General features: G+C 46.4%; 16 protein-coding genes and 1 pseudogene. 4 read left to right on the plus strand and 13 right to left on the minus strand.

The features are described 5' to 3' along the window. Nucleotides 1-109: 109 nt before the first annotated feature. The 5 genes and pseudogenes from H6F66_RS17945 to H6F66_RS17965 form a co-directional block, all read right to left on the minus strand. Nucleotides 110-214, minus strand: a pseudogene (locus H6F66_RS17945) (ACT domain-containing protein); the annotation flags it as partial. Beyond that, nucleotides 211-1,179: a DUF4340 domain-containing protein gene (locus H6F66_RS17950; RefSeq protein ID WP_190423790.1), complete on the minus strand. Its 969-nt coding sequence runs from the start codon at nt 1,177-1,179 to the stop codon at nt 211-213. The pseudogene H6F66_RS17945 and the gene H6F66_RS17950, both read right to left, overlap by 4 nt. A gap of 165 nt (nt 1,180-1,344) precedes the next feature. Further along, on the minus strand, nt 1,345-3,216 hold the full coding sequence (locus H6F66_RS17955; protein WP_190423792.1) for a Gldg family protein: 1,872 nt from the start codon (nt 3,214-3,216) through the stop codon (nt 1,345-1,347). A gap of 129 nt (nt 3,217-3,345) precedes the next feature. Next, a complete protein-coding gene (locus H6F66_RS17960) occupies nt 3,346-4,149 on the minus strand; it encodes an ABC transporter permease (RefSeq protein ID WP_190423794.1) in 804 nt (267 codons plus the stop codon). Then, on the minus strand, nt 4,149-5,168 hold the full coding sequence (locus tag H6F66_RS17965; RefSeq protein WP_190423796.1) for an ABC transporter ATP-binding protein: 1,020 nt from the start codon (nt 5,166-5,168) through the stop codon (nt 4,149-4,151). The genes H6F66_RS17960 and H6F66_RS17965 overlap by 1 nt, the downstream gene beginning before the upstream one ends. 110 nt (nt 5,169-5,278) lie before the next feature. Here H6F66_RS17965 and H6F66_RS17970 point away from each other — a divergent pair, with 110 nt between their 5' ends. Continuing rightward, complete coding sequence (locus H6F66_RS17970) at nt 5,279-7,321, plus strand: S-layer homology domain-containing protein (protein WP_190423799.1); 2,043 nt, start codon at nt 5,279-5,281, stop codon at nt 7,319-7,321. A 145-nt stretch (nt 7,322-7,466) separates the two neighbouring features. Further along, nucleotides 7,467-8,135 carry a hypothetical protein gene (locus tag H6F66_RS17975; protein WP_190423801.1) on the plus strand — a complete coding sequence of 223 codons (669 nt, stop codon included), beginning with the start codon at nt 7,467-7,469 and terminating at the stop codon, nt 8,133-8,135. Nucleotides 8,136-8,238: 103 nt separating this feature from the next. On the opposite strand, the gene H6F66_RS17980 is transcribed toward H6F66_RS17975, so the two are convergent. After that, nucleotides 8,239-8,799, minus strand: coding sequence for a phycobiliprotein lyase (locus tag H6F66_RS17980; RefSeq protein WP_190423803.1), 561 nt, complete (start codon nt 8,797-8,799; stop codon nt 8,239-8,241). 205 nt (nt 8,800-9,004) lie between these two features. On the opposite strand from H6F66_RS17980, the gene H6F66_RS17985 reads away from it, so the two are divergent. Further along, complete coding sequence (locus H6F66_RS17985) at nt 9,005-9,535, plus strand: calcium-binding protein (protein WP_190423805.1); 531 nt, start codon at nt 9,005-9,007, stop codon at nt 9,533-9,535. Between the two features lie 84 nt (nt 9,536-9,619). On the opposite strand, the gene H6F66_RS17990 is transcribed toward H6F66_RS17985, so the two are convergent. From H6F66_RS17990 to H6F66_RS18000, 3 genes are all read right to left on the minus strand, one after another. Continuing rightward, entirely contained in the window at nt 9,620-10,291 is a 672-nt protein-coding gene (locus H6F66_RS17990) for a HEAT repeat domain-containing protein (RefSeq protein WP_190423806.1), read from the minus strand. Nucleotides 10,292-10,380: 89 nt separating this feature from the next. Beyond that, entirely contained in the window at nt 10,381-10,977 is a 597-nt protein-coding gene (locus H6F66_RS17995; RefSeq protein ID WP_190423808.1) for a methyltransferase domain-containing protein, read from the minus strand. Between the two features lie 27 nt (nt 10,978-11,004). Next, a complete protein-coding gene (locus tag H6F66_RS18000; protein WP_190423810.1) occupies nt 11,005-14,250 on the minus strand; it encodes an alpha-mannosidase in 3,246 nt (1,081 codons plus the stop codon). Between the two features lie 68 nt (nt 14,251-14,318). Here H6F66_RS18000 and H6F66_RS18005 point away from each other — a divergent pair, with 68 nt between their 5' ends. Continuing rightward, nucleotides 14,319-16,343 carry a hypothetical protein gene (locus H6F66_RS18005; protein ID WP_190423812.1) on the plus strand — a complete coding sequence of 675 codons (2,025 nt, stop codon included), beginning with the start codon at nt 14,319-14,321 and terminating at the stop codon, nt 16,341-16,343. A gap of 7 nt (nt 16,344-16,350) precedes the next feature. Here the strand turns inward: H6F66_RS18005 and H6F66_RS28490 are convergent, their stop codons facing one another. The 4 genes from H6F66_RS28490 to H6F66_RS18025 form a co-directional block, all read right to left on the minus strand. Next, nucleotides 16,351-17,271 carry a tetratricopeptide repeat-containing protein gene (locus H6F66_RS28490; RefSeq protein ID WP_190423815.1) on the minus strand — a complete coding sequence of 307 codons (921 nt, stop codon included), beginning with the start codon at nt 17,269-17,271 and terminating at the stop codon, nt 16,351-16,353. 124 nt (nt 17,272-17,395) lie between these two features. Continuing rightward, nucleotides 17,396-19,009, minus strand: coding sequence for a DUF4335 domain-containing protein (locus tag H6F66_RS18015; protein WP_190423816.1), 1,614 nt, complete (start codon nt 19,007-19,009; stop codon nt 17,396-17,398). Between the two features lie 26 nt (nt 19,010-19,035). After that, complete coding sequence (locus tag H6F66_RS18020) at nt 19,036-19,623, minus strand: DUF3038 domain-containing protein (RefSeq protein WP_190423818.1); 588 nt, start codon at nt 19,621-19,623, stop codon at nt 19,036-19,038. A 145-nt stretch (nt 19,624-19,768) separates the two neighbouring features. After that, nucleotides 19,769-22,246 carry an endonuclease MutS2 gene (locus tag H6F66_RS18025; protein ID WP_190423820.1) on the minus strand — a complete coding sequence of 826 codons (2,478 nt, stop codon included), beginning with the start codon at nt 22,244-22,246 and terminating at the stop codon, nt 19,769-19,771. Nucleotides 22,247-22,257 lie beyond the last annotated feature (11 nt).

Raw genomic sequence — 22,257 nt, forward strand, 5'->3', positions numbered from 1 at the left:
CGGTTTTTGCTAACGCAAAAATTCACTTAGGGGACGTTTCGCAATTCACCCCCATTCCTCCCAACACCAATCTGAGTACAGATATGGTGTGGGTCTCCTGGGGGCTGAGATGAATAATATTACCGCCGTTAGCGTAGATGAAATTGGCTATTTTTGCCACCAGTCCCCTTTGATCGGGACAGGAAACTAGCAGCGTTGCGGTGGGATTGTTCATGGTGAAGGCGAAGGAGAGGGGCTGGGCTTATTTGAATTTGATGGTGATGGCGCTGCTTTTTTAGAAGTATCGGTTTTCTGATTTACTGGCGAAGGTGATGGACTAGCTTTTTCTGAAGTGGATGGTGATGCTTTTTTAGAAGTATCGGTTTTCTGATTTTCTGGTGAAGGAGAGGGGCTGGGCTTAATTGAATTTGATGGCGCTGCTTTTTTAGAAGTATCAGTTTTCTGATTTACTGGCGAAGCAGAGGGACTGGGCTTAATTGAATTTGATGGTGATGCTTTTGGTGAAGGGGAAGGACTGGGTGACGGTGTTTTGTCAGAAGTATTGTTTTTCTGATTTTCTGGGGAAACTGAGGGGCTAGGTGAAGGTGTTTCTTTTTTCGTCTCGTCCTTTGCTGTCCATTCTGACAAAGGACGATTTACACCATACTGAAATTCTAGCGGCACCAAAAGCACATTTAGCTGACCAGAAGGCGATTTAAGGGGGTCAACTTGAGCATACAAGAAACTGTTGTTAAAGTCAGGTTTCCCCAGAATCAGCTGATGAGTTTGCTGATTGTTCAATTTTACTTCGACGGTAGCTAAAGGCTTGTCTAATCCATATTCTGGAAGCTGGGTAGCGGGGACGCTGAGAATGCGATCGCTTTTACTATCCACTAGCAAATTTAGCAAATACGACACATACGGATCGCTGGCTGGGTTATCATTCGGCGCTTTCATCTGCCACTCAGAAAGACTTGACTTTTTGCCAGCATTCTGAGCCATCCGCTCAAATTGTAAAGTCTGTTCCTGAGTTTTAATTGTTAAAGCTTGAATTTGGTCTTTAGTAAAAGAAAAGATTGGCTTTTGTTTCACCAGTGCTGCTTGTCGTTGGGGTTCGCCTTTAATTTCATAAAAATAAACGAATCCACCTAAACCAAGCGCTAATACCATCAAAATTAGTGTTGTTCGTTGTAACTTCATAATCAGCCTATTAGTTGACTTTAGATTTCAGATTATTACCTCACCCCCAACCCCCTCGTAAATAAAATTTTTTTCTTTGCTACCCCTTACTGGCGGTAGGTGGAGAGCAATAATTCTTTTTTCTGTTTGAAGGGAACTTGGGCATGAATCCAAAATCCAAAATTCCTAGCGTCTTAACCACCAAACAAATCCCGCTGTAGCGAACCCAATTAAAGGCATAATCAACACAGCCATCCAACCTACTAAATTTGCTTTTTGCTGTGACAAGTTGAGGCGGCGGTCTTTTATTTCTTTGGGACGAATAGATAGGGTTTGTTCATCCTGTTTACTTAACCAACTGATAGAGTTGAGAAAGACATCTCCATTGAGTTGTTGTTCAAACAAACCATCGGTAGCAAAGTCAGAGTTTCCTACTACAACGAGGCGAGATTCAACTGGCTTTTGGGAAGCATTTTCTGGGTTTGTTGGTGAAGCTGTGGGTGAACCTGTCGGACTAGGTGAAGCTGTGGGTGAACCTGTTGGACTAGGTGAAGCCGTGGGTGAAGCTGTCGGACTTGGTGAAGGAGATGGTGAACCTGTCGGGCTTGGGCTTGGTGAAGGAGATGGTGAACCTGTCGGGCTTGGGCTTGGTGAAGGAGATGGTGAACCTGTCGGACTTGGTGAAGCTGTTGGGCTTGGTGAAGGAGATGGTGAAGCTGTCGGACTAGGTGAAGCCGTGGGTGAAGCTGTTGGGCTTGGTGAACCTGTAGGGCTTGGAGATGGTACAGAGGCGCTTTGGGGGGCATATCCGCGACTCAGGGCGACACCGAGAGTTAAAGGCCCTTGGCGATCGCTTTGAGGATTAAACTCTAGCTGGTCGTTTTCGGGATCGCTTTCCGCCCAACTTTCATTATTAGTAATCAGCAAAGGTGTTTCCTGAATACCTACAATTGATGTAGTTTGAACTGGTCGCGCCAAGGGGTAAAAGGAACGACCTTCACCGAAATCTTTAGTGATGGGATGCTGACCGTAGCGTGTCACCATAATAATTGCAGGCCCTAGTCCAAGTTGCCGTCCAGAAAGGTCAACAGCAAGGCGATTATCTAGTTTCACTCCCCACTCTTTCAGCAGACTGTCCAAACCAGGATCAACATTGGGATCTACCATTACTAACAAGCTACCGCCGCGTTTCAGGTAATCGTTTAACGCTTTGACTTCCCCTGCAAACAGTGCCTTTTTCGGGCCTGCGATCGCAACTACAGTAGCATCTTCAGGAATTGTCGGCGTTTTAGCTAAATTAAGTGGTTGGGCGGTGTAATTTTTCTCTCCCAAGTTGCTTATTGCTTGTGAAAGTCCGCCTTGCACCGCACTTAGAGGTCTTTCACCGTGACCTTGGAGGAAGTATACTTTACCAACGCGATCGCCTGTTATTTGCGCGATCGCATTCGTCACCTGCGTTTCTGAAAGGTTCTCTCTCTGTTCTTGGTTCAGCGTCTGAATTAACTTTCGCCGCGTCCCAGATTCTATATAAACTTCCCCTGGTAATTGGACATTAAACTTTTGGGCTAAGTTCGGTCGCAGTTGCGGGTCAACAAACTCAAAATTAAATTGCGAACCATACTGTCGATAATTTTCTAGTAATTGTCGGGCTTCAGGATTCGGGTTGCTTTCAAAAACCCAAATCTTGACTGGTTGCTGCAAATTTGCCACCACTCGCTGCGATTGGGGGGCGAGAGTAAATAGCTGATTTTCTGTTAAATCTACGCGCAACGCACGGCGAACGCCCAAGAAATTAATCAGCCCCAAAATCACCAGCATAGACAGCGTTGCTGCTAAAGCATTAGTCCCGGCTTGAGTCGATCGTTTTCCCCAAAAACTGTCTGGCGCAGTGCTTACAAATAGCAACCACAACCCAAGTATTATTATTCCAGCAATAATCAATCCTACTGGTACCGCCCCCCAACTGTTGGAGACAAACCCAGCTACTAGACCCGCCATTGTCAGAAAGGGGCCAAGCAAAAAGAGATATTTTAGATACTTCCAATTGATGTTCTTCATTTTTGCTAATTGCTAATTGCTAATTGCTAATGGGGGTTTAAGCTTCTGAATTACGAGTTTCAAATAAATTAATAACTCTTCAATTCTTACTCTTAGCTTCTCCCCATTCCCCATTCCCCATTCCCCAACTTAAGAACGCTGGAATCGTAAAGCATCGATGGATTGGGCGGTGAGAAACAACCCTAAAATAATGTAACTGGCAAACAAGATTAGACTGCTGGTATCTACTACGCCTTGGACTAAGTTGTTGTAGTGCTTCAGCAAAGATAAATGTCCCAAAGCGTCTCCCAATGAACCACCGATCCATTTGGCGGCAAGATCCATTAGCCAGAGAGCTAAAATTAATCCAAAGGTGAGAAATGCTGCCACAATTGAACTTTCAGTAAGAGAGGAAATAAACATTCCCAAACTCAGAACTGCTGCTGCAAGTAATATTAATCCAGCATGACCGAGTAATGGTACTGCTGGGGGAACGGTGGAACTAGCTGAACTAAATGCGATCGCTTCATACAAAAGCAACGGCAGCACCATCACTGTAAAGAACGTCAGCACTCCTAAAAGTTTACCCACCGCCACAGCCCAATTCGTCAGCGGTGACGTTGCTAATAGTTCTAAAGTCCCGCGCTTGCGTTCCTCAGAATAAAGCCCCATCGAAAGAATTGGCAATACAAACAATACCAACCAACCCATTACATATAAAAAACTTCGCAAAAACTCGTAAGGAACATCTACAGGCGGAACGGGTACGCCAATTTGCTGTCCTTGCAAGTCAGCCAAAGCTACTTGTTGAATGATTTCTACTAAAATCCAGACAAAAAAGAAGCCTGATAAAAGCCAGAAAACACCCGCTACTAAATAAGCTAGTGGCGAAGCAAAATATCCTTGCAACTCCTTGCGGTAAATTGCCACAATGTTACTAAGTACCACGCCCATTAAGTTGTTGTCTCCTCTGCTTCGGTAGCTGACTCTGACGAAGATTCAGACGCATCCGAATCTACAATCGGCAGGATTTTTTCTGCTGTCGTCAGTTCTAAAAATACATCTTCAAGATTAGCCCTAGTGCGGCGCATTTCATACAAAGCCACACCAGCACCAATCAAAACCGCTGCAATATCTCGTCCCGGTTCTGCACCCGGTTCTGATACTACACGGATCTGGCTGCGATTGGGCGGTAAATCTTTATTGGCGATTGATTCTACAAACCGAATTCCCGGCAAAACTTGAATCATTTGTTGTGCAGCTTCCTCATCGCCATCGATTTCCAGTTCGTAGCCAGAACCTCCAGCTAGTTGCGCGACCAAGTTTTCTGGAGTGTTGGTAGCAACAATTTTACCGCGATTGATAATTGCCACCCGGCTACAAGTCATGCTGACTTCTGGCAAGATATGTGTTGAAAGGATGATGGTGTGGCTACCAGCAAGGCTTTTAATTAAATTGCGGACATCGATAATTTGCCGGGGGTCGAGTCCGACGGTGGGTTCATCTAGAATAATGGCAGGTGGATCGTGGACAATGGCTTGGGCAATGCCTACTCGCTGTCTGTAGCCTTTGGAAAGCTTGCGGATTAGGACTTTGCGCTTTTCGGTGAGGTTGCAGCGTTCCATTGCTGAGTTTACGCGATCGCGTCTTACTTTCCTAGCCACGCCCTTGATCCGCGCCACAAAATGCAAAAATCCCTCCACTGTCATGTCAGGATACAAAGGCGGCGTTTCTGGTAAATAGCCAATTCGTCGCCGCACTGCCATAGAATCTTCATGCACGTCGTACTGGGCAATTTTGGCACTGCCGCTGCTAGCTGGTAGATATCCAGCTAAAATCCTCATGGTTGTGGTTTTTCCTGCGCCATTCGGCCCCAAAAACCCCAAAATTTCTCCAGGTTCCACTTTAAAGGTGACATCCTGAATCGCTGGGGTCGAACCATAGATTTTACTTAAATGTTCAACTTCAATCATTTTTGTTGGGGACTGGGGAGAAGGGGATTGGGGAGAAGGGGATTGGGGGAGAATAGTTGTTTATTCCCTATTCCCCATTCCCTATTCCCAATCACTAAACTCTCTACTATATGGTTCAACTAATGCTTTATGTCAACCCAGTTACTGGAAAAGATACTAACGCCGGAAACTCATCTACACCGCACAAAACCCTCACCCGCGCTATAAGGCAGGCTGAACCCGGAACCACAATTCAACTGGCTGCTGGAACTTACAATGCTGCTAGTGGCGAGGTTTTTCCCTTAGTTATCCCCTCTGGGGTGACGGTGGTGGGAAATGAATCAACTAAAGGCAAGGGCGTTCAAATTGATGGTAGTGGGGAATTTATCAGTTCCAGCTTTGGTTCCCAAAATATCGCCCTCCGTCTGGAAACAAATGCCCAATTACGGGGGGTAACGGTGACAAATCGCGCCGCTAAGGGAGTCGGGGTTTGGATAGAATCAACATCGCCAACTCTGGCTAATAATACTTTCACTCTTTGCAGTCGCGATGGCGTGTTTGTGACTGGCACGGCTAAACCGTTAATTTTGGATAATGTGTTTAGTCAAAATTCTGCCAGCGGTGTTTCTGTGTTACGCAATGCTAAGGGGGAAGTGCGGCGAAATGTGGCTCAAAATACTGGTTACGGTATTGTAATTGCAGATAAGGCGGCTCCTCTGCTTACAGATAACAAAGTTTTTGCGAATAGGGTGGGGATTTCTCTGTCTGGTAACGCTAAACCTGTGTTGCGTAATAATTTGATTGAGAAGAATACGCAAGCAGGGTTAATTGCTGCTGAGGAAGCTAAACCACAGTTAGGCAGTCGTCAAGATCCTGCTGGCAATATTATCCGGGATAACGGGGAAGCGGATTTGCAAAATAATACCCGTTTTACTATCGTTTCTGCGGGAAATCTCCTGAATCCGGCGCGGGTACGGGGAGGAATCGATTTTGTGACCACTCAGGCGACTGGTTCTAGTTTTATACTTGGCCCTGCCCAGTTTAGCGATGTTTCTGGCCATTGGGCGGAAGCTTTTATTAAGGCTTTGGTTGCGAAAAATTTGATTAGTGGTTTTCCGGATGGTACGTTCAAGCCGGAAGCGCCAATTACTCGCGCCCAATATGCGGCGATAATTGCGAAGACTTTTAATTTACCGCCACGTCCAGGATCTGGAATATTTACCGATGTTCCTGATAATTTTTGGGCAAAGGATGCTATTCGCAAAGCAGCAGGAATGGGCTTTATTTCGGGCTTCCCGGATGGTACATTTCGACCGGGACAAAATTTAACGCGAGTGCAAGCGATCGCATCTCTAGTTTCTGGCTTGTCACTTACTAGCGGCAATCCTAGCGTCTTGGGAGTATATAGCGATCGCGCTCAAATTCCCAGCTATGCCACAGACGCAGTAGCAACTGCCACCACTCGGCGCATAATTGTAAATTATCCCCAAACCAGTCTACTGCAACCGATGCGGGATATAACTAGAGCTGAAGTCGCAGCACTAATATATCAGGCATTAGTGGCAACCGGGGAAGTTCAGGCGATCTCAAGTCCCTACATCGTCAACCCCGACGCTACCCTTCCTACCTTCAGCGACATTCAAGGACACTGGGGAGAAACTTACATTCGCCCATTAGCTACTCAAAACTTAATCAGTGGCTTTACTAATGGCACCTTCAAACCAGACGACAAACTCAATCGCGCTGGATTTGCTGCTTTACTAATTAAAGCCTTTAACCCTACTCCCAAACGTCCACCTATACAATTCAAAGATATCCCCCTTGATTTTTGGGCGCAGGGTGCAATTCAACAAGCCTACAGCAGCGGTTTCATTACTGGATTTCCCGATCAAACTTTCCGTCCCCAGCAGCAAGTTTTGCGAATTGGGATGATTGTCTCCCTAGTAAGTGGCTTAGGTTTCCCATCGGGGGATGAAAAACTCTTAGAAAGGTACGAAGATCGAAATGAGATCCCAGCATACGCCCGTCCCGCTGCTGCTGCTGCTACGCAAAGAGGCATAATTGTCAATTATCCTTCACAAGCACAACTTAACCCAAACCGGGAAGCCACACGGGCCGAAGCAGCTGCTATGGTTTATCAAGCATTGGTCGCCACTGGACGACTGTCTGTTTAATCAGTTGTTTGTTGTTTGTTAAGGTTTAAAGGTGCGAAAGTTGTTAGAACCTGACAACGTTTCAACTTTCCTTCCTTGATAACTCTTCCCTGACACATAACCAATGACCGCTAACATTGTTTCTGGTCTGCTATTTTAACTTCTGATGACATCAACCCAAGACTCAGCTGCGGTCTACGTCGTAGCTTTGCTTGTTCACTATTGTTTTGAACTGGGGGGTTACAAGCCAGAGGAATTAGTTACCCGGTGGCTAGAAAACTATGCCGCCAGCTGGGTGCGTTTTGCTGTAATTGAGGCGCTTTATCAGGGACGTTACAAAGCGGTTTCTGTGGAACAAATTTTAAGTGCTTGGACTAGGCGTGGGCGGGCATTATATCACTTTAATCATGATTTTGAGCGACTAATTTCGCGCAATTTTCCTCACAATTTGCTGGAACCAGTCGATGCTGTATCGTCAATAGCCTCTGATAATGCGGCGATAGAAGAAGCGATTTATAGCGATTCTACCCCGCCAGAGGATGCGATCGCGTTAACTGCATCTGGCGAGGTAAAAATTCCCGTAGGTGTCACCGAAGTGCCGCCAGCAGAAACACCCAACCTCGCAGAAGCTGCAACTGAAGGTATCACTGCGGGTCTTGCTCGTCGTCCGGACACCCGTATTGTTCGCCAAGCTGATTGGACGCGCTGGAGTGTCGGTAAACGTCCGATTCACCAATTCATTCCCCAGACGGATGATTCTGATTTTTACCAGAAGTTGAAAGCTGTGGCTCACAACGATGAAGATGACGCTTCAAAAAGCGATAAAAATGGCTAATTGCTAATAGCATATGTTGGGCTTCAGATACCCAACTTCTTAGAGAAGTTGGGTATCTCGCCTTCACGAAAAGAGCAATTAGCTATTAGCTACGAACAATTGACTACTGACTAACAGCCGCATCCGTTTCTTCTGGCTTTGGCTGCGTACCACCCATGCGAATTTCCGAACAAAAAGTAGCCATAGAAAAGCCACCAAATCGCTTTAAAATACTACTTCTTAACCGCAAATTAGGACTAGCAAACCAGATGCGTTCTTCAGAGTACATAGTTTCATACTCTGTAATTAACGTCATCGCTTCATCGCTGCCGATGATGTAGCGGCCAGCAACAGATGCTTTCTCCGCATAACCCATGTCGCGCAGCAACTTACCTTCATTCGGCTTATCCGGGTCGGCAATCGGAACGAGAACGGTTGTTCCAGTGTGTTTTTCCTTATCCCATTCCATTGTTCCATCCCAAGTAACACGAGCGCCACCCCAAGCTAAGGCAGGATCAACTTCATATTGCTGGCAAAGCTTAATCACTTCTGGATCGTCTGCTGTTACCATTTCAATTTTGATGTCTGACTTGCCGCTTTCTGCTTGTTTGAAAGCCAAATGGTGGCTGGTACGCTGAGAAAACCATTTGCCAGCACTTTTCTGGAAAAACTCTTGAATATCCATGAATCAAACTCTAGGGTCTAATACTTTGTTAACAGCACTTTGAATATCTTAATTGTTTCAATCCTTAATCGGGATTTTAACTGCCGCTTAGATTTTACACCTGTTTATGGGTAGGTTTATTTACCAGTCGCCAGAGAGAGTGCTGCTGCGTAGCCTCTAGTTTATAAAAAGGTTAAGAGTTTCGGATTTTGGTTAAAAGTGCATCATGTCACGAATTCACGGCACCCCTAAAGATGACTACATCGAAGCTACTGAAGGCGATGATGTTATTTTTGGCTACGCTGGCGATGATACGCTGGTTGGGAAAGAAGGTAATGATATCATCCACGGCGGTCTAGGAAATGATTTGATTCAGGGTGGAGAGGGTGAGGATACCCTGTTAGGCGAAGATGGAGATGATTGTTTGCTGGGTGGTGAAAAACGCGATCGCTTATTCGGGGGCGATGGTGATGATACTCTAGTTGGGGGTAAAAATAGCGATCGATTGTTTGGCGGTAGAGGTAATGATATCTACGTTTACTCTCCCGGCGATGGTTTTGACACTATTGAGGATGAATCTGGTACCGACATCCTACGCTTAAAACATATTCTCTCTGATGAGGTAAGCGTGGATTTTGCCATCGGTGGTTGGCTTTGCGTATCCTACCGCGACCAGCCTATTGTGAAGATGCGCGGTGTGGAGTTTATCCATACTGAAGATGGCTGCTTCACTGTAGCGCAATGGCTGAAGAGATGAAGGGCTTGGGGATTGGGGATTGGGGAAGAGGATAAAAGTCTTACCAATTCCCTAGTCCCTAGCCCCCAGCCCCCAGCCCAGCCTTTACTTATTTTCTGCCAAGCGCTTGAGGGAAATAGTGGCAGCAGCAGAAACTTGGGGATGGCTGTCTTTTTCTAAGTAATTAAGAGCTGATATACTCTTATCACTCTTCAGGTGTCCCAAGGCTTCTGCTAAACGCTGACGAACCAGCCAATCTTCTGACTGAGCAAAGCGCAGAATTTTATCTACAGATTCTACTGCTTTGATTTCTCCCAACGCTGCGATCGCTGCTTGTTGCAATACTACTTCTGGGCCATCTAATGCCCGCATTAGCACATCGAAGGCGCGGGGGTCTTTTAAATTGCCTAAACTAACAGCAGCACTGAACCGCACTAACCAATCTGTATCTTCGTAGAAAGCTCTTACCAAAGGTTCAAATCCTCTGATATCGGCTAGATAACCTAACGCACCAGCCGCGTCAGCCCGGATACCATAATCTGGATCTGTTTCTAACAACTTCGCCAAAATTGGAAAGCATTCTTCGGTCGGTTTTACACCTAGTGCAAATACTGCCATTGAACGAATTTGCAGATTTTCGTCATTTAAAACTTTTTTAATTAAAGGCACCGCCTCGTCTGGTGCAACTTGACGCAATGAAGCAAGAGCAATCATGCGATCGCGTGAATTTGGACTTTCTAACTGTTCGCCAATCTCTTTTAAACTCGGATGACTCATAATATTCTAAGCTTTTTAATAAATCTTAACATATTAAAAAATGGTAAGGGGGTAATAAGGAGTTGGGCAATCACCCCATTACCCGCACTTTACTTAAGGCGAAAGCGTCCCAAATGTTCTTCGCCTTGACGTTTTGGTATGGAATTTGTCACTGGTTCTAAGGAAAGAATTTCAAAATCTGTCTCAAAGTAGTGGCGAATTTCTACGGGTGTTATGCCAAAAGGAGGGCCACCCGGACGATTATGGGTGAAAAATAAGCCAATCAATTCTCCTTTAGGCTTCAACAAAGAGCGTACTAATTGCACGTAGGCTGTACGCTGTTCGGGGGAGATGGCACAGAAGCAAGTATGCTCAACTATGTAGTCGAAATAATTGGGAAACTCCGCTGGTAAGTCAAAAATATCGCGTTGCAAAAATTGGGCGGTGCTACCAGTGGCATTAGCCAAAGATGTTGCGGATGCGATCGCACTCGGTGCCAAATCAACCCCGATTGTTTCAAAGCCATAACGAGCAAATAGCAAGGCATCATAACCGCGACCGCAGCCGAGAACAACTGCACGACCAACAGGAAGTCGAGACGAATTTAGGAGACTTTCCAAAGGCGGTGCTGCCTCACCTAAATCCCAAGGAGTTGTTCCTTCTTGGTAGCGATTTTCCCAATCATTAGGTTCAGTCACTGATTGCATAATTGGTAGGTAATTGTGAATTTTGAATTAATCCTTCTTGGAACTCCTAGGTTTCCCATCCTCAAGGGTAAAGCTAGCAATTTGCCAAGGCTGGATTCTGATTGATTGCCCGGTGGGAAACACTTCGGCTGCATCAATGGGACGCTCTAATAAATCAACAGGATGCGCGATCGCTAATCCCACATCGCTTTTAAGTTGCATTTGTGCCTCTTCTCCGTGACATTCGTAGCACCGCAAAATCCATTGTTGCGGATTATCTTCTGACTGTTTCAACGCCATTAAAATCAAATTTTCAGCTTGCAAATCTAAAAATTGACCCACAGCAGGTAAAGACGAATTTTGTTGATTTACTGATGGCAACACCATCGCTTGCAAAGGTATATTTAGCTCATAGCCGCGGCGCACTGTATGGGCGGACTGCCAAGTGCCGGAATGAGGATATAGAGCATAAGTAAATTGATGTTTGCCTTGGTCTGCTTCTGGGTCAGGCCAAGTAGCACTGCGTAATAATGTCAGGCGTAATTGTGAAGGTTGAGCATCGTAACCGTATTTACAATCATTTAGCAAACTGACACCGTAGTTATTGTCGCTCAGGTCAGCCCAGCGCAAGGCGCTGACTTCCCATTTTGCTTTTTCTTGGGGTGTTTGTGGTTGGGTGGGACGGACAATAGTACCGCAGGGAATTTCGTATGTCGCTGAATCTGTCGTCACGGTAAGCGGGAAAGCAGCTTTTACTAATACGTGACGTTCTTGCCAATCTACAGTAGTGACAATTTTCAGCACTGGCGATTCAGCTTCGAGCAGGTAATCTTGGCAAAATTCCGATTCACCCAACGACGCGCAGACGCGCAAACGAGTTTGCACTAATCCTCGTTCTACCCACTGAATAGATTTTAACTCGGTTGGAGGTAAGGCATTTTCGTTATAGTTGGGATCTATGTTCCAAGCATCCCAATATTGTCCGCTATCTTTGAATGCTTGTAGTTTATTTCCGCCGGATTTATCTATAACTTCTCTATGATTAACTTTGTCGAAAACGCTGCTTAAATCTCCTGTCTCACCGTCCACAATTACCCGCAAAAACTGATTCTCTAAAACCCAATCTTTTAGGTTATTACTATCAGTATCTTGACAGGTGGCATTTTCTCCCGGTATGCTACTGCTAAAATACCCTTGTTGTTGCTGATTTAGGGAAAAACCGTCTTTTTTACATAGCCAAAAAACGCGATAACCCAAGCTGGGTATACTTTTGGCAAGAAACAGTAGAGTTGATGCCTCACCGAGTTGAACAGGCATTTTTTCCCCAACCGATGTACAAATTTGCCACCTTTGTGCAGAATCTGGTAAGTTGAGGGTAACGACCTGAGATCGTTGCCAGTTAAGGGAATTGAAGACGATAACAGGTAAAGCGTCGGGTTGAGGTGGTGGAGGAAGAGAGATAGAGGAAGCGATCGCACTCAAAGATTTCGCCAGTATTTCCTCACCCACCTGTTCTACTTCCTGCCAAGCTTGGTTTGCCTCCACAAAGACTTGAGGAATTGAACTTCCCGGCAGAATATCGTGAAATTGGTTAAATAGGACTTTTTTCCAGGCGGATTCTAACTCATCTTTGGGATAAGTCGCATTTGTAGTGATAGTTGCGAGAGAGGCAAAGAGTTCGGCTTGGTACAACAAACCTTCAGTGCGACGTAGAAAGCGCTTTTGGTCAGCGTGGGTAGTGTAGCAGCCACGATGGAATTCTAGGTAAAGTTCATCTTCCCAGGTAGGAATTGGGGATTGCTCCTGTGCCAACTTACCGCTAATTTGCTGTAAATAGTTGAGAGTGGTAGTAAATTCCAGGTGGGGGAAAAAGGGAGACTTTTCCCAACGCTGTTGGACTTCTAACATATCGCGGGTGGGGCCGCCGCCGTGATCGCCAACACCAGGAAGCCAAAGAGCATCTTGCAGATTAGTTTGTTTTTGCCAATCAAAGGCGTAGGATGACATCTTTATCGGGTCGATACCTTCACCGATGGGGGGAGACATCAGACTGAAAATCTCCGACCCATCAGGCGATCGCCACCAAAAAACACCATAGGGAAATTCTGTAGTGTCGTTCCAGCGCAACTTCTGGGTAACAAAATATTCAATGCCGCCAGATAAAAGAAACTGCGGCAGAGTCGCACAAAAGCCAAAAGTATCTGGCAACCAAGCGACCTTACTCACCTGACCAAATTTTTCTTGGACGTAACGCTGACCGTAAAGTAACTGACGAACAATCGACTCCCCACTAATTAAATTAAGCTCAGGTTCCACCCACATTCCGCCGACAACTTCCCAACGTCCAGCAGCAACCTGTTGTTGAATAGCAGAAAATAAATCAGGACGATGCTGCTCAATCCAGGCATAAAGCGCTGGCGTAGAATGGCAAAATGTCAGATTAGGGAACTCCTGCTGTAACCCAAGAACAGATTCAAAAGTGCGTTGGGCAGCAACCCAAGTTTCACCAACTGGCCATAGCCAAGCCAAATCCAAATGAGCATGACCAACCAAACAGATTACTGCTTCTCTTCCCTCTGCGCTCTCTGTGCCTCTGCGGTTAATCCCTCTTGTCAAATGCAGCAGATTTTCACGAAGAGTAGAAAGCGATCGCATAAACTTCTGACGATCTGGTAATGCTTCCCAATCAATTTGGGAAACAGCTGCGGCTAATATTTCAAGTTTTTCCGGTGCATCTTCCAAATAGCGGTGTAATACAGCTAACTCAGAAGCCACAAAACCCGGTTCTAAAGTAGATTCATACACGCAAAGCGAATTTACCAACGCCCCATCATCATGTCCCGGACTTACCAGACGCAAGACAACCGTAATTACCTCACCCGGAGTAACAGAGGGGCTGAGTAGAACCCGTGTAGAACAATCAAATAAATCTCCCTCTTGCACCAACTTACCATTAACAAAGATTTGGGCAGAATCAGCCCACCAAGTCAGCACCAGACGTAACGCCAAACCCGTTAAAGGGAAACCAGACAAATCTTGGGGAATTAAGAATTGTTGAGCAAGCCATAAAACTTGTCTTCCCCCACTCCAAGCGATATGTTCTTTAGCATTAGGTTGGACAACTTGCCAATTATTCCACTCAGCGTCGAGTGCTTCCGAAACTGGGATATCTGCGGTACAGTAACGCCAATGGAGTTTAACATTCGCCTGAGTCAGCGCATACAGCTTTTCAATCGCTTCCGAAATCTGGCGGCTGCAAGGCTGAGATATAAAAGGTGTCTTGGAATCGGTCATTTTTAGATAGAATCAGGGCATCTACTATTTTGAGCTTTTTAGCACTTAGCTTTTTAGCATTTAGCAAAATGTCCCCCTCTTCCACTGGTCGCTATCAAAGCCGATTATTTAATTTTCTATCTCAAGCATCCCTCAAGTTGAAGGATGAAGGCGATCGCGCCTTTCGGAATTTAAAAGTAGCAACGGTTTGGGGAGTGCAAATTCTGCTTTATCCTGTATATTTGCTAGTTCAAACTTCCCAATTAGCAGGAAAGCAGTTACAGCAAGCAGCACCAGAAGGATTTCCCCAATTAGACGCTTCTAATAAGGATAACCAAAAAAACCGTTCTTCCTCCCAAACAACTCCCGCCGCAGACACACCAATTCAGCAAGTGCTACTCGCACTCAGTGGTGGGGAAAGTGAAATTTCAAATCCACAGCTAGCAGCTAGTGGGAATGAATTTCTCAATTTCTTGACAGATACTGTTAATCGCGTGTCTGCGGCGTGGTGGGGATTCAAATTATTTAATAATAACTCTCTTGCTCGTAGTTCTCAGCCGGAAAATTTAACTCTCCAACCTGCTTTTCTAAAAGAGAAAGGGGGAAAATTATTCTTTACTCCGCTTTTAGGGGGAGGGTTAGCCGAATCTTCCGAGTCTTGTGCGCTGACAATTCAACTGAGTGAGGATGTATTACCCTACACCAAGACATCCATCAGCACTTCTACACAATCATCGGAGGTATCTCCAGCAGAAATTAAAGTGCAGGGAGTGGCGACACTATTAAATACCCGTTCTTTGGTACTCGTCACAGCCGAAAATCAAATTCTGGATATTCTTAGCCATCAGCAACAGCAAAAATTACAACAACGCATCAGTTGGGAATTGGCTGATTACTGGCATCAGTTGCGGTTAGTGCAAGCATCAGCTAGAAGATCCCGAATGCGATTGCAGCCTCCCGTTGACCAAAGAAATATCTTACCACCAGTGCGCGTCTTTTGGGGATTGATGGCGTGGGTGCAAAGAGGGCCAGTTGCGATCGCGGCTAATGTCTTCCAAGAAATCACTTTTGGCAGCACAGCCACCCAGTCGCCCAGCCGCACAACTACACAGCCGCAGGAAAGTAATATAACCCTTCATCCTACATCTTTCATCTTTCAGCTTGACCGCACAGTTGCTGAAATAGAAGTGCGACAACAAGACTTTTTAGCGAATCTGAAACCCGGTTCTCTGGAATTAGAGAAAATTTATCAATTTCCCCTACAGCGTCTACAAACTTTATTCGACAAGCCAAAACAGCAACCTCCGTCTCCCGATGTTACCGATACCCAAAGTCTGAAAATTCAAGCGTTAATTCGGGCAGCAATTGACTACTTTTTTGGCAAGGGAAACGGTAAATTACCCAGTCAAGAAACACCAGTAATTAATTCAGGTTCCAACAGGGAAATCAATCAGTTAAAAGGTCGCAATTGGACTTCGTTGTTTTTACGTCAACCCAGTAGGGAACTTACAGCAGCAGATGTTGCCGATCCGTGGTTAACGATGGACGATTTATTCGGCAAAACTGCACCTACAAAAGAGAAAATAAATAACGCTCAACAGACTTCTCAACTATCGGGAACGAAGACAAGAATTGCTCTCCCTGTAGCCGAAAATACAGAGGTTTCTGTTAAAGATTCTATCTGGAATGTTGTTAAACGTAACCTATTCCGACAAAATGATCTACCGCAGTCAGAACCTGGAAAAACTAGGGAAATAATTCAACGAAAGGCTTCTAGTGTAACTAAATCTCAGAAAAAAGAGGTTGTACGCAAATCTAAACCCGCAGTTGCTACAAGGCAATTGCTAGTAACATCTGTGTTAGACGCGAATAACGCAAACCCGAATAGCGCTAATAGCGGATACGCAAATGCGAATACGATCGCACCCGTCACAGGAAACCGCTTCGCGACCCATACCCCAGATTGGATAGAGGCAGATGCACGACCTGCTGGATATGTCAAGCACCCATTAGAATATTTACTTGAATGGCTAGATGCGGCGATGCTTTGGCTGGAAAATCTGCTGGTGAAAACTTGGCAATGGGCGAACAGAAAGATAGAAGGAAGAAGGTAACTCTCAACTACCCATTTTCCAGATTCTTTTCTCGGTGGTCTTCTATAATATGTTCGCAGGCAACTGCCATATTATTTTGGATCGTTGCCGATTTTTCGGGAAAGGCTTCGCGGGTGTAAACTTGTAATGCGTCTTTGTAGGCAGCGATCGCTATTGTTAAATTTTGGGCTTTGTCGCCCTGAATCCGATCGCGGTAGGCATTGCCGAGATTATTTTGCACCATCGCCCAATCTTCTGGAAAGGCATCGCGGGTATAAACTTCTAACGCCGCTTTGTAAGCAGCGATCGCTTTTTCTAAATTAAGAGTGCCATCGCCCTCATTCCTGTTGCGGTAGGCATTGCCGAGATTGTTTTGCGTCGTCGCCCACTCTAGGGGATGATCGCGAGTAAAAATTTTAACAACTATCTCGTAAAGAGCGATCGCAATTTCCAAGTTGCTTTCTCTGTCCCCCAAGGGGAACTGCGCCATCAGGTTACTCAAAGTACCTAGGGTGGCAGCCAACAATGGTGCTTCTTTTGACTTTACTTGCAGCAAAGTTGCCATTGCCCACTGCTGCAAGATTCGGGCAAATTTCCGATCCAATTTTTCCAGATTGCCTTGTAGCAGCGGATACACTACATAGGGGTCGCCATTGCTATCTGAGGTTGCCTGCAAAAGTTGGGTTAAAAAATTCAGATACGCTTGAGAAGCTACTGGTGAAAAGTTGACCATTTCACCGACTAACGGGGCTGCAACGTTTTGCAACCACTCGGCGGCTTCTGTATCGCCCCGTTCTAAAAGCATTGCGGCTACTCCTGCCATCGTCTTAATTAACCCAGCATCGATTAGCCCTGAATTAACCTGCAAAATCTCTCTTTCTTTGCCGCGATCGCAATTAAGTAGCGCTTGAATAATCTTGAGATAAGGTTCGAGGTGCTTTTCGTTCATGAACAATAAATCTACCTGTTGATAGATTTATTGTTCCCTACATTTCTTAGAAATGTACCTACAAATTTATAGTTTGTTAAAAGGTACGATCAAAAAAAATTCCAAATCTCACAAAAGATACGTTTTAAGGCTCCAAAAACGTTTCCACTTTGCCATCAGGACTAAGAACGACACGGATTTGGGCATTGCGATCGCTTTCAATAGCAGAAACAAAAGGTTTCCCTGGCGCAGGCATTCCCGTGTTGTCAATATACCTAACTGAAGCTTCTCCTAAAGGTCGAATGCGCTCAATTGAGCCATCCGGATTCAGTTGCAGATAGTATTGCAGAGTTTGTTTCAAATCTGCGGGTGGCTTCCAGCGCTGCTGAAGGTATTCTCTGATTTGCGCTACCTGGGGAATAGTGTCAAATAACCTGCCATCATTGGTAGCCGACCTATTATTTGATGCCACCTCGCGCCTTCCCGCAGGTGGTGCAACACTGCGAGTAGCCACCTGAGCAGAAGCATCGTTGCTAGATGCCGAACCGGGATTAAGTAAAGGAAGATCCGGAAGTGGGGGAGGCGTAACCGGAACGCTGGCGCTACTTGGCGACCCTGAAGCGCTTCCACCCCCAGAATTGGCAGTCTGCGACGGCACTATCGGCGCACTCACCCCACTTTGACTGGGGATAGGCTGAAACCTATCAGGACTAAGAGTCGGTTTTACTACTGGCTCAGGAGGTGCTTTCAGGACTGGCAGCTGTTGGAGATTGCCAGGGGCTGCGGGTGGGAAAAGTGGCTCTTGGGGTGGTGCGGGGGCTGAGGTTCGAGCTTGAGGAAGTGTACTAAAAGAGGGGGGGCTAATGTTTCTAGGGGGAGGGGGAAGCGCAGTCAGAGGGGTAGGTGCAGTCAGAGGCGACGGCGAAACGACTATGGGAGAAGAAGATAACGCACCTGGAGAGGGAGATAAGGAAGGCGTGGGCGACGCAGAAATCAACGGCGGCGGCGTTGGCGCTCCTCCTTGGAACGGTGTTGGCGTTACTAGCGGCGACTGAGCTGTGTTTGGCAGTTGAGCGGTGGTTGTGGGTGTAGCTTGAGGTGTGGATGCAGTTTGCACGACCGCATTCTGTGATTCCAGCAGTTTTACCATAACTGCTGTCAAACCCACTCCTAGCAGAAAAATTGCGGCCGTCCGAGTCCAAGCGGGCGGGTTAGAAAGCAATTTATGGCGCTTGAGGCTGGGCAAAGCGACAAGTTCAGTCGCGTATTCATCTAAGGCTGTCGCTAAGTCGAATAATTGCAACACGCTCAGGGTAACGACTGGCCCTGTTTCTTCTGTTGCCATCTGCCCTAAAAATAGGTCGTGGGAAAGTAAACCTCTCGGTTGCAAATAGGGGGTTAAGGTGCGAGGGTACGACCCTATGGGGACAACATCTGGGTTTTGCAGTGTTGTAACTGGGACGGCTGATGCTGGTTCTTCTTGGGCTGTGGCTGTCTGAATCTTCGTCGCCGGAGGCTCGAAAGAGGACTGCTGGAGGAAGTTCTGCACATAGCTGGTAACGCCTTCATACAAGGCTTCCAGATCAGCGCGATCGCCCTGAATTGTCACTCGTTTATCTTCTGGCTGGCGCGGATCGTCAAAGCTCAGCTCAAATCGTAGATGCTTCAGCACTGGTTGTCCTGCCCAGCGGGACAGGGGCGAGTTTTTCGCCTTTATTTCCAGCGTACAGGTGGGGGGAGTATAGCGTCTCAAAACCATTTTGCTAATTCAAGGATTGCTAATTGTTAGCGGGCGCGATCCAAAAGTGCTAACCAGAGGCGGCGATGACCGTTAGGGCTACTGTAAAACAGTAAATCAATCAGAAGTTTTAAAGCCAAGTGGGTTAAGGAGTCAGTTGATACGTTTTCTCCTTCGTCCATGCGTTCTTGATATGTGTTACTAAAGGCATCGAGATAGTCTCCTAATAACGATGCTTGATGTGGTTCGCGGTTTTGCTCGGTTAGCTGTTCGAGTAGGGCAACAGCGCGACGGACTAGCTCTTGGTGTTGTTTGGCAAGATGGCAGATGATCAAAACAAGCGATCGCGCTTCCTCTACATCTAGCTTTTTCCGGCCTCCCTGGCTCTTCCGCATTGGGTTAGATTGTCGCAGTCGCCACAAAGCTACCCGATCTGCCACTATTGACTCTAAATTCAGTTCGGCTGCTGCCTGAAGTATCGCCTCGGAACCTATGTTCGCCAATGCTTCCAAAGCCAATAAAACTAAATCCAGTTGAGCTTTGATGTTGTCCAACTGAATTTCATTCGGCTGTTGGGGAAGGGGCAAATCATCCCACTGCGGGGTTGATGCAGGTGTCTTCACGATGGAGGTCATATCTTTAGAGTAGGTGACGAGACTAGCTGTAACTTCACCGTTACCAGTCTTGAAACCAGACTCTCACGATTTGGAGAAGTTTCACAAGTCTTGGCCAAGAGCTAATGGCTAATTGTTATAGCCATCCTTCCATTAGCTCCTAACGCTATTTAATATACGCAATTGTGACACCTGTGCCGCCCTCTGATGTGCCGGCTAAAGAAAAACTCTCGATTTGCGGGTGCTGTTTCAAGAATTCGTGGACTCCTTCTCGTAATTTTCCGGTTCCTTTGCCGTGTATTATCCACAGGCAGCCAGACTCCATTGCTTTAGCGATCGCTTTCTCTATAACTACTTCTGCATCAGCTACTCGACTACCCCGAATATCGATAGTATTTTGGGAAGTGCGAATTACTGGCTTCGGGCTGGGGGTTTGGGTTTGGGAATCAGATTTTGGATTTTGGTTTTTGGCTTGACTTTGTTTCTGTTCCTTGTTCTTGACTAGCTGTTCCGGTTTTTGACCATCCAGAGATTCAATATCTTCTAGCTTCACGGTCATTTTCATTAACCCGAAGCGGACAGTGAATTCTCCATCTTCGTCTGGATTAGTCAGCACTTCGGCGGTTTGATTTAAGCGAGGAATGCGGACGCGATCGCCACTTTTGGGATTAAACCCTGGTTTTTGTTTGGGTGGCGGCGATGGTGGGATATAACGTTCGGCAATTTGATTTAAGGCATTGGTTGCACCTTGGGCATCTTGAGCGGTAGCATTTCCTTGCTGTAAACGCCGAATTACTTGGGCAATTTCTCCCTTGGCTTGATTTAGAGCTTCCGCTACCGCTCTTTCTTGCGAAAGCTTCAAATCTCGCTCCCGTTCTTGCAAATTTGTTGCTTTTCGCGAAACTTCTTGATAAAAACGTTCTGCTTGTTGCAACAACTCTTGAGCTTCTTGCGCCTTGGTTTCTTGGCTGCGGCGTTGTGCTTCGAGTCCAGCAATCACCTGGTTGATGTCTTCGGATGCACCACCCACCAAACTTTGAGCATCTTCGACAATTTCCGGATTTAGTCCCAAACGTCGGGCAATTGTCAGGGCGTTAGAACGTCCGGGAATTCCCCATAATAGCCGGTATGTAGGGCTGAGGGTACGATCGTCAAACTCTACGGAGGCATTTTCAAAGCGTTCGTCTTCATATTTCAGCGCTTTGAGTTCGCCAAAGTGGGTGGTGGCGATAGTCAGTTGGGCAGTATTTGCCAGATATTTTAAAAGAGCGATCGCTAATGCGCTTCCTTCCGCCGGATCTGTACCCGCACCGACTTCATCCAGCAAAATTAGGGATTGGGGATTGGGGATTGGGGATTGGGGATTGGGAACAGCTAATTCTTGTTCTTCCTCAGTTCCTGTATTACTTATCGCTTTTAAAATCCGACTAATGCGGCGAATATGACCGGAAAAGGTAGATAAACTTTGCTCAAGTGACTGTTCATCCCCAATATCAGCCAAAACCAGGTCAAACCAGGGCAATTCTACTGGCTCTCTTGCTGGCACAAATAACCCCACCTTCGCCATCAGTGCTGCTAATCCCAGGGTTTTCAAGGTGACAGTTTTACCGCCAGTATTAGGCCCCGTAATAGTTACTACCCGAATTTGCGGATGAATCAGTAAATCCACAGGTACAACTGCGCTACCTTGTTCGTGTCGCTGCTGCCACACCAACAGAGGATGACGCAACTGGCGCAGGGTGATGGGTTCGCCTGCATCACGTTCGATAAATTTGGCTGGATTTGCTTCTAACCAATAACTGTATCTGGCTCTAGCTGTTGCCAAATCTAAAGTGGTTGCCACTGCCAACAACTGTTCTAAATCTGGCTTAACTGCTGCCACTTGTTGAGTTAAAGCTTGGCGAATGGCTTCTTCTTCAGCTTGTTCTTGCCGTCGTACCTGCCGCAATTGATTTCCCAACTGCACGATCGCATTTGGTTCAATAAACAGCGTTGCACCGCTGCTAGAGGTGTCGTGGACAATACCGGGAATGGCATCTTTTTGGGGTGCTTTGACAGAAATCACAAAGCGATCGCCCCGCTGTTTTATAGTTGGTTCCTGTACTGCATTGCTTTGACGCTGCAAAATTCCCTGCAATGTCTGATAAATGCGATCGCGCAATTGCCGCATCTGGATGCGAATGCCACCCAGTTTGGCACTCGCCCTATCTGCTACGTCTCCTCGCTCATCAATACAGCGGTTAATTTCCTGCTCTAGTTCTGGATAGGTGCGGATGTCAGCGACTAGCTCACTTAATACTGGCACATCTTCTTGATCGTCGATAATGCGCCGCAGTCGCCTCACTCCCGCCAGAGTTGTTGCGATCGCCAGCAACTCTTCCCCAGCCAAAAGTCCCTGAAGTTCCGCCCTTTCCAAAGAATCGCCTATGTCACTAATTCCATCAAATGTCAAACCAGCCCTCAAGCGATTTTCCAGCTGGTAGACTTCCTGAGTTTGGGCGGCGAGGTGCAGACTTTCAGACTGAGCAGTGGGGATTTGCAGATGGGTTGCAGCGAAAGCCCCCAGCTTAGTTGCCGCAAAGGTTGACAGATGCTGGCACAGGCGGGGCCATTCTAGTAGTTCGAGCGTCTCAGATTGAATCAAAGCTTAAAAAA

Source organism: Trichocoleus sp. FACHB-6, assembly GCF_014695815.1.
In the GTDB taxonomy this organism is placed as follows: Bacteria; Cyanobacteriota; Cyanobacteriia; order Cyanobacteriales; family FACHB-T130; genus Funiculus; species Funiculus sociatus.

Coding starts and splice junctions, on each gene's coding strand:
- H6F66_RS17950 (WP_190423790.1), bottom strand. CDS start 1,179: ATGAAGTTACAACGAACAACACTAATTTTGATGGTATTAGCGCTTGGT.
- H6F66_RS17955 (WP_190423792.1), bottom strand. CDS start 3,216: ATGAAGAACATCAATTGGAAGTATCTAAAATATCTCTTTTTGCTTGGC.
- H6F66_RS17960 (WP_190423794.1), bottom strand. CDS start 4,149: ATGGGCGTGGTACTTAGTAACATTGTGGCAATTTACCGCAAGGAGTTG.
- H6F66_RS17965 (WP_190423796.1), bottom strand. CDS start 5,168: ATGATTGAAGTTGAACATTTAAGTAAAATCTATGGTTCGACCCCAGCG.
- H6F66_RS17970 (WP_190423799.1), top strand. CDS start 5,279: ATGGTTCAACTAATGCTTTATGTCAACCCAGTTACTGGAAAAGATACT.
- H6F66_RS17975 (WP_190423801.1), top strand. CDS start 7,467: ATGACATCAACCCAAGACTCAGCTGCGGTCTACGTCGTAGCTTTGCTT.
- H6F66_RS17980 (WP_190423803.1), bottom strand. CDS start 8,799: ATGGATATTCAAGAGTTTTTCCAGAAAAGTGCTGGCAAATGGTTTTCT.
- H6F66_RS17985 (WP_190423805.1), top strand. CDS start 9,005: ATGTCACGAATTCACGGCACCCCTAAAGATGACTACATCGAAGCTACT.
- H6F66_RS17990 (WP_190423806.1), bottom strand. CDS start 10,291: ATGAGTCATCCGAGTTTAAAAGAGATTGGCGAACAGTTAGAAAGTCCA.
- H6F66_RS17995 (WP_190423808.1), bottom strand. CDS start 10,977: ATGCAATCAGTGACTGAACCTAATGATTGGGAAAATCGCTACCAAGAA.
- H6F66_RS18000 (WP_190423810.1), bottom strand. CDS start 14,250: ATGACCGATTCCAAGACACCTTTTATATCTCAGCCTTGCAGCCGCCAG.
- H6F66_RS18005 (WP_190423812.1), top strand. CDS start 14,319: ATGTCCCCCTCTTCCACTGGTCGCTATCAAAGCCGATTATTTAATTTT.
- H6F66_RS28490 (WP_190423815.1), bottom strand. CDS start 17,271: ATGAACGAAAAGCACCTCGAACCTTATCTCAAGATTATTCAAGCGCTA.
- H6F66_RS18015 (WP_190423816.1), bottom strand. CDS start 19,009: ATGGTTTTGAGACGCTATACTCCCCCCACCTGTACGCTGGAAATAAAG.
- H6F66_RS18020 (WP_190423818.1), bottom strand. CDS start 19,623: ATGACCTCCATCGTGAAGACACCTGCATCAACCCCGCAGTGGGATGAT.